Annotated in this window: 6 protein-coding genes; 3 read left to right on the top strand and 3 right to left on the bottom strand. The window is 71.4% G+C overall.

Annotated features, from left to right (window positions below; genetic code table 11):
- Nucleotides 1–431, bottom strand: a 431-nt coding sequence (locus AB7U92_RS23055; RefSeq protein WP_428582506.1) for a c-type cytochrome, incomplete at its 3' end; no start/stop codon positions are given.
- A 71-nt stretch (nt 432–502) separates the two neighbouring features.
- Nucleotides 503–670 carry a hypothetical protein gene (locus AB7U92_RS23050; RefSeq protein WP_428582504.1) on the bottom strand — a complete coding sequence of 56 codons (168 nt, stop codon included), beginning with the start codon at nt 668–670 and terminating at the stop codon, nt 503–505.
- Between the two features lie 9 nt (nt 671–679).
- Between AB7U92_RS23050 and AB7U92_RS23045 the strand changes: the two genes are divergently transcribed.
- Nucleotides 680–1,330 (top strand): septal ring lytic transglycosylase RlpA family protein, encoded by a 651-nt coding sequence (locus AB7U92_RS23045; protein ID WP_428582502.1) that lies wholly within the window; start codon nt 680–682, stop codon nt 1,328–1,330.
- A gap of 128 nt (nt 1,331–1,458) precedes the next feature.
- Nucleotides 1,459–3,009: a methyl-accepting chemotaxis protein gene (locus AB7U92_RS23040; RefSeq protein WP_428582500.1), complete on the top strand. Its 1,551-nt coding sequence runs from the start codon at nt 1,459–1,461 to the stop codon at nt 3,007–3,009.
- Between the two features lie 16 nt (nt 3,010–3,025).
- Here AB7U92_RS23040 and AB7U92_RS23035 read toward each other — a convergent pair whose 3' ends face one another.
- Complete coding sequence (locus AB7U92_RS23035) at nt 3,026–3,250, bottom strand: hypothetical protein (RefSeq protein ID WP_428582498.1); 225 nt, start codon at nt 3,248–3,250, stop codon at nt 3,026–3,028.
- A 41-nt stretch (nt 3,251–3,291) separates the two neighbouring features.
- Between AB7U92_RS23035 and AB7U92_RS23030 the strand changes: the two genes are divergently transcribed.
- On the top strand, nt 3,292–4,093 hold an 802-nt coding region (locus AB7U92_RS23030; RefSeq protein WP_428582496.1), incomplete at its 3' end, for an AraC family ligand binding domain-containing protein.

Genomic DNA, 4,093 nt, shown 5'->3' with positions numbered 1-4,093 from the left:
CAGGCATAGAGGTCGGCGATGTGCGCCTGCACGCGCGGCTCGCCCTGCCAGGCCGGCATCTGCAGCGCGCCCTGGCGGCGCTGCAGGATCTCGTCGACCAGCGCCTCGCGTGCCGCGCCCTCGCCGGCCGCCTGGGCCGCCGGCAGGCCCCAGTCGTAGCGGTAGAGCACGCGGCTGACGAAGCTGCGCGCGCCCATGGTCTGCACACGCGGCAGCAGGTCGGGCGCCTTGTCGCTGCCAGTGCCGGCCTCGCCGTGGCAGCCGGCGCAGCGGTCCTGGAAGACGCGCCAGCCGGTGTAGACCGACCCGGGCGGCTTGGCGGCCTGCGCCAGTTCCTGGGCCGGCTGGCGGTTCTGAACTTCCACCGCGCAGCCGGCGAAGAGCGTGGCGGTGCTGATCACGAACAGCAGCGTGGGAAAGCGGATGGCCATCAGGTTCCTCGGCGAATGCGGTTGCTCGATCCGATTCTGGTCAGTGGTGGCGTGCCGCGACTTGCCGAATGTCAGGCGCGGCGACCGTTGCGCCCGCGCTGCAGCCGCCGGTTGCCGTTGCTTGCACCTTCCCCCGCCGCGCCGGCCGGATCCGGGCGCATGTCACGGCCGGCCGCGAACAACTGTTTCCGGCGCTGCAGCACCCGCAACGCGCGCCGTTCACTGCCGGCATGGCCCATCGATCTTCCATGGCCCGCAGGCTGGGCGCCGCCGCGCTGCTGCTGGCCGCCACCCTGCTCGGCGGTTGCAGCAGTCTGCGCCTGCCCGGCCTGCCGCTGCCCTGGCCGGCCAGCACCCCTGCGCCGGCCGAGATGCCCGTCGCCGCGCCCGCCGCGCCGAAGGCACTGCCGGTGCCGGCCGCCACGCCACGCCCGCATCCGCCCGACGCCGTGCCGCGAGTGGTCTCCATCCCGCAGGGCGCGCCCAACGTTCCCTACGAGATCAAGGGCGAGGCCTACGAGCCGGAGAACGAAGACGTGCCGCTGGTCGAGACCGGCATCGCCTCGTGGTACGGCCGCCCCTTCCACGGCCGGCGCACCGCCACCGGCGAGGTCTACGACATGAACGCGATGACGGCGGCCCACAAGACCATGCCGCTGCCGAGCTATGCCGTGGTGCGCAACCCGAAGAACCGGCGCGAGGTGGTGGTGCGCGTCAACGACCGCGGCCCGTTCAAGCCCGGGCGGGTGATCGACCTCAGCCGCGCCGCAGCGCGCAAGCTGGGCATTTCGGGCATCGCCCCGGTCGAGGTGCGGCGACTCACGCACGCGGAGATCCGCAGTGGCAGCTGGAAGTTGCCGGCGCAGCGGCTGGCGGGCACGATTCACGGGAACGAGTGACGCTGACGGATCGGCAGCCACCCTGACGGATGAGTCTCTTTCGCGAACAAGCAGTCTGGCCTCAAGTTCTCGTCATCGACGCCGATGAGTGACATGTTCTTACACGATCGGCGCTTCGTCTCCCAGCCATGTCATTTATGAGTTCCATAGGCATCGCCCGCCGCCTCGCTCTCGTGTCCCTCGTGCTCTCGCTGGCCCTGGCTGCCGTGGCGGCGTTCGGCTGGGTCAATCTTCGCGCCATCGCCGAATCGGCCGACCGCACCGAGAAGCTGCGCGTGCCGCAGCTGCGCCGCATGGCGTCGCTGGAATTGCAGGTGACCCGGGTGTCGCTGCAGCTGCGCCACATGATGCTGTCGCGCACGCCACAGGAGCAGGCCGACACCCTGGCCGACATCGGCAAGAAGCGCGAGGCGATCGCGAAGCTGCTCGCCGACTACGAGAAGGACCTCTACACCGCCGAGGGCAAGGAGCGCTTCAAGGCGCTGCCGCCCATGGTGGCGCGCTTCTGGGAGGTCGGCACCGAGAATATCCGGCTGATCGAGGCCGGCCAGCGCGAAGCGGCCTTCGCCTTCCTCGTCGACAAGACGATTCCGGTGCGCAACGAGCTGCTGCAAGCGATGGATGAGACCATCGACTACCAGCAGCAATCCATGGCCAAGGACATCGACGGCATCGAGAAGGAGGCCGCCTCGACGCTGCAGACCCTGGTGGCGCTGGTGGTGGCCACCATCGTGGGCCTGGGCATCTTCTCCTGGTCGATCGCCGGCGTGCTGCGCCGCCGCGTGGCCGCCTCGCAGGCGGTGGCCGAGCGGGTGCGCGATGGTGACCTGACGGTGCCGGTGCGCGACGACGCCCGCGACGAGTTCTCGCCGCTGCTGGCGGCGCTGTCCGACATGCAGTCGGCGCTGACCCGCGTGGTCAGCGGCGTGCGCCGCAACTCCGACAGCGTGGCCACCGCGAGCGCGCAGATCGCGCAGGGCAACCAGGACCTCAGCCAGCGCACCGAGCAGCAGGCCAGCGCGCTGCAGCAGACCGCGGCGACGATGGACGAACTCGGCGCCACCGTGCGCAACAATGCCGACAACTCGCGCCAGGCCAACCAGCTGGCCAGCAGCGCCAGCGAAGTCGCCCAGCGCGGCGGCGAGGTGGTCGGCCGCGTGGTCGAAACCATGCGCGGCATCGACGCCAGCAGCAAGAAGATCGCCGACATCATCGGCGTGATCGACGGCATCGCCTTCCAGACCAACATCCTCGCGCTCAACGCCGCGGTGGAAGCGGCGCGTGCCGGCGAGCAGGGCCGCGGCTTCGCCGTGGTGGCCGGCGAGGTGCGCACGCTGGCGCAGCGCAGCGCCGAGGCGGCGCGCGAAATCAAGGCGCTGATCGGCAGCAGCGTCGAGCAGGTCGAGCAGGGCACGGCGCTGGTCGGCCAGGCCGGCCAGACGATGGAGGACATCGTCGCCTCGATCCGCCGCGTCAGCGACATCGTGGCCGAGATCAGCGCCGCCAGCCAGGAGCAAAGCTCCGGTGTCGGCCAGGTCGGCCAGGCGGTCACGCAGATGGACCAGGCCACACAGCAGAACGCCGCGCTGGTCGAACAGAGCGCTGCCGCCGCCGAAAGCCTGAAGCAGCAGGCCGAGCAGCTGGTGCGCGCGGTCTCGGCTTTCCGGCTGGCCGCCTGAAACGACGCGCGGCCGCTCAGCGCTGGCTGCGGCCCTTCTTCGCGTCGACCTCAGCGAGCTGCTGCTTGAGCAGCAGGTAGAGCACGCGGGCGTTGTCCACGCTCATCGCCAGCACGCTGCTGGGCTCGCCGTCGTCGCGCGGCGGCTGCGGCTGCACCAGTGCGTCGACGCGGGCGCGCAGCATGCCGTGGCTCTGCGTCATCGCCTTGATGCGCTGCAGTTCGATCGAATGCGTCTTCATGCGGCGAGCGTAGCGCACGGGCGGACAATACGGGCCTGCCCATGCAAGCCGTTCCCGACATCTTCGAGCATCCGCTCGACGCCGCCGAGTTCAAGCGCCCTGCGCACCGGCCGGGCGTCGAGCTGTACCGCGCACACATCGTGCGCCATGCGTTCGAGCCGCACACCCACGAGGCCTTCGGCCTGGGCGCCATCGAATCCGGCGTGGAGCGCTTCCGCTATCGCGGCGAGGAGCACCTCGCGCCGGCCGACACGCTGGTGCTGATGAACCCCGACGAGCTGCACACCGGCCGCGCCGAGACGAATGCCGGCTGGCGCTACCGCATGGCCTACCTCGACGCGCCGGTGCTGGAGGAACTCAGCGGCGAGCGCGGCTGGTGGTTCGCCGAGGCGGTGGGCCGCGACGCGCCCCGCGCACAACGCATCAGCCGGCTGCTTCGGCAGCTCTGGCACGCCCACGAGCCGCTGGCCTTCGACGGGCTGCTGCAGGACCTGGTCGACGAACTGCGCCCGGCCGCGCGCCGCGCCGCGCCGGCGCGCGACGGGGCGCTGCCCCGCTTCGCTCCGGTGATCGAGCTACTGCGCGAGCGCCTGGCCGAACGTCTGACGCTGGTGGACCTGGCCGCGGCCGCCGGGCTCAGCCCGTTCCACTTCCAGCGCCAGTTCAAGCGCGCCCACCACGCCACGCCGCAGCAGATGCTGATGGCGCTGCGGCTGTTCGAGGCCAAGCGGCGGCTGGCCGCGGGCGATGCGCCGGCCGACGTGGCAGCGGCCACCGGCCTGGCCGACCAGGCCCACCTGACACGCGCCTTCGCGCGCCGCTACGGCGTCACGCCGGCGCGCT

The sequence above is a fragment of the Piscinibacter sp. genome (genome assembly GCF_050175855.1).
In the GTDB taxonomy this organism is placed as follows: Bacteria; Pseudomonadota; Gammaproteobacteria; order Burkholderiales; family Burkholderiaceae_C; genus Piscinibacter.
Note: the sequence above shows the minus strand (reverse complement) of the source record. Positions and strands in the feature narration are given on the sequence as shown.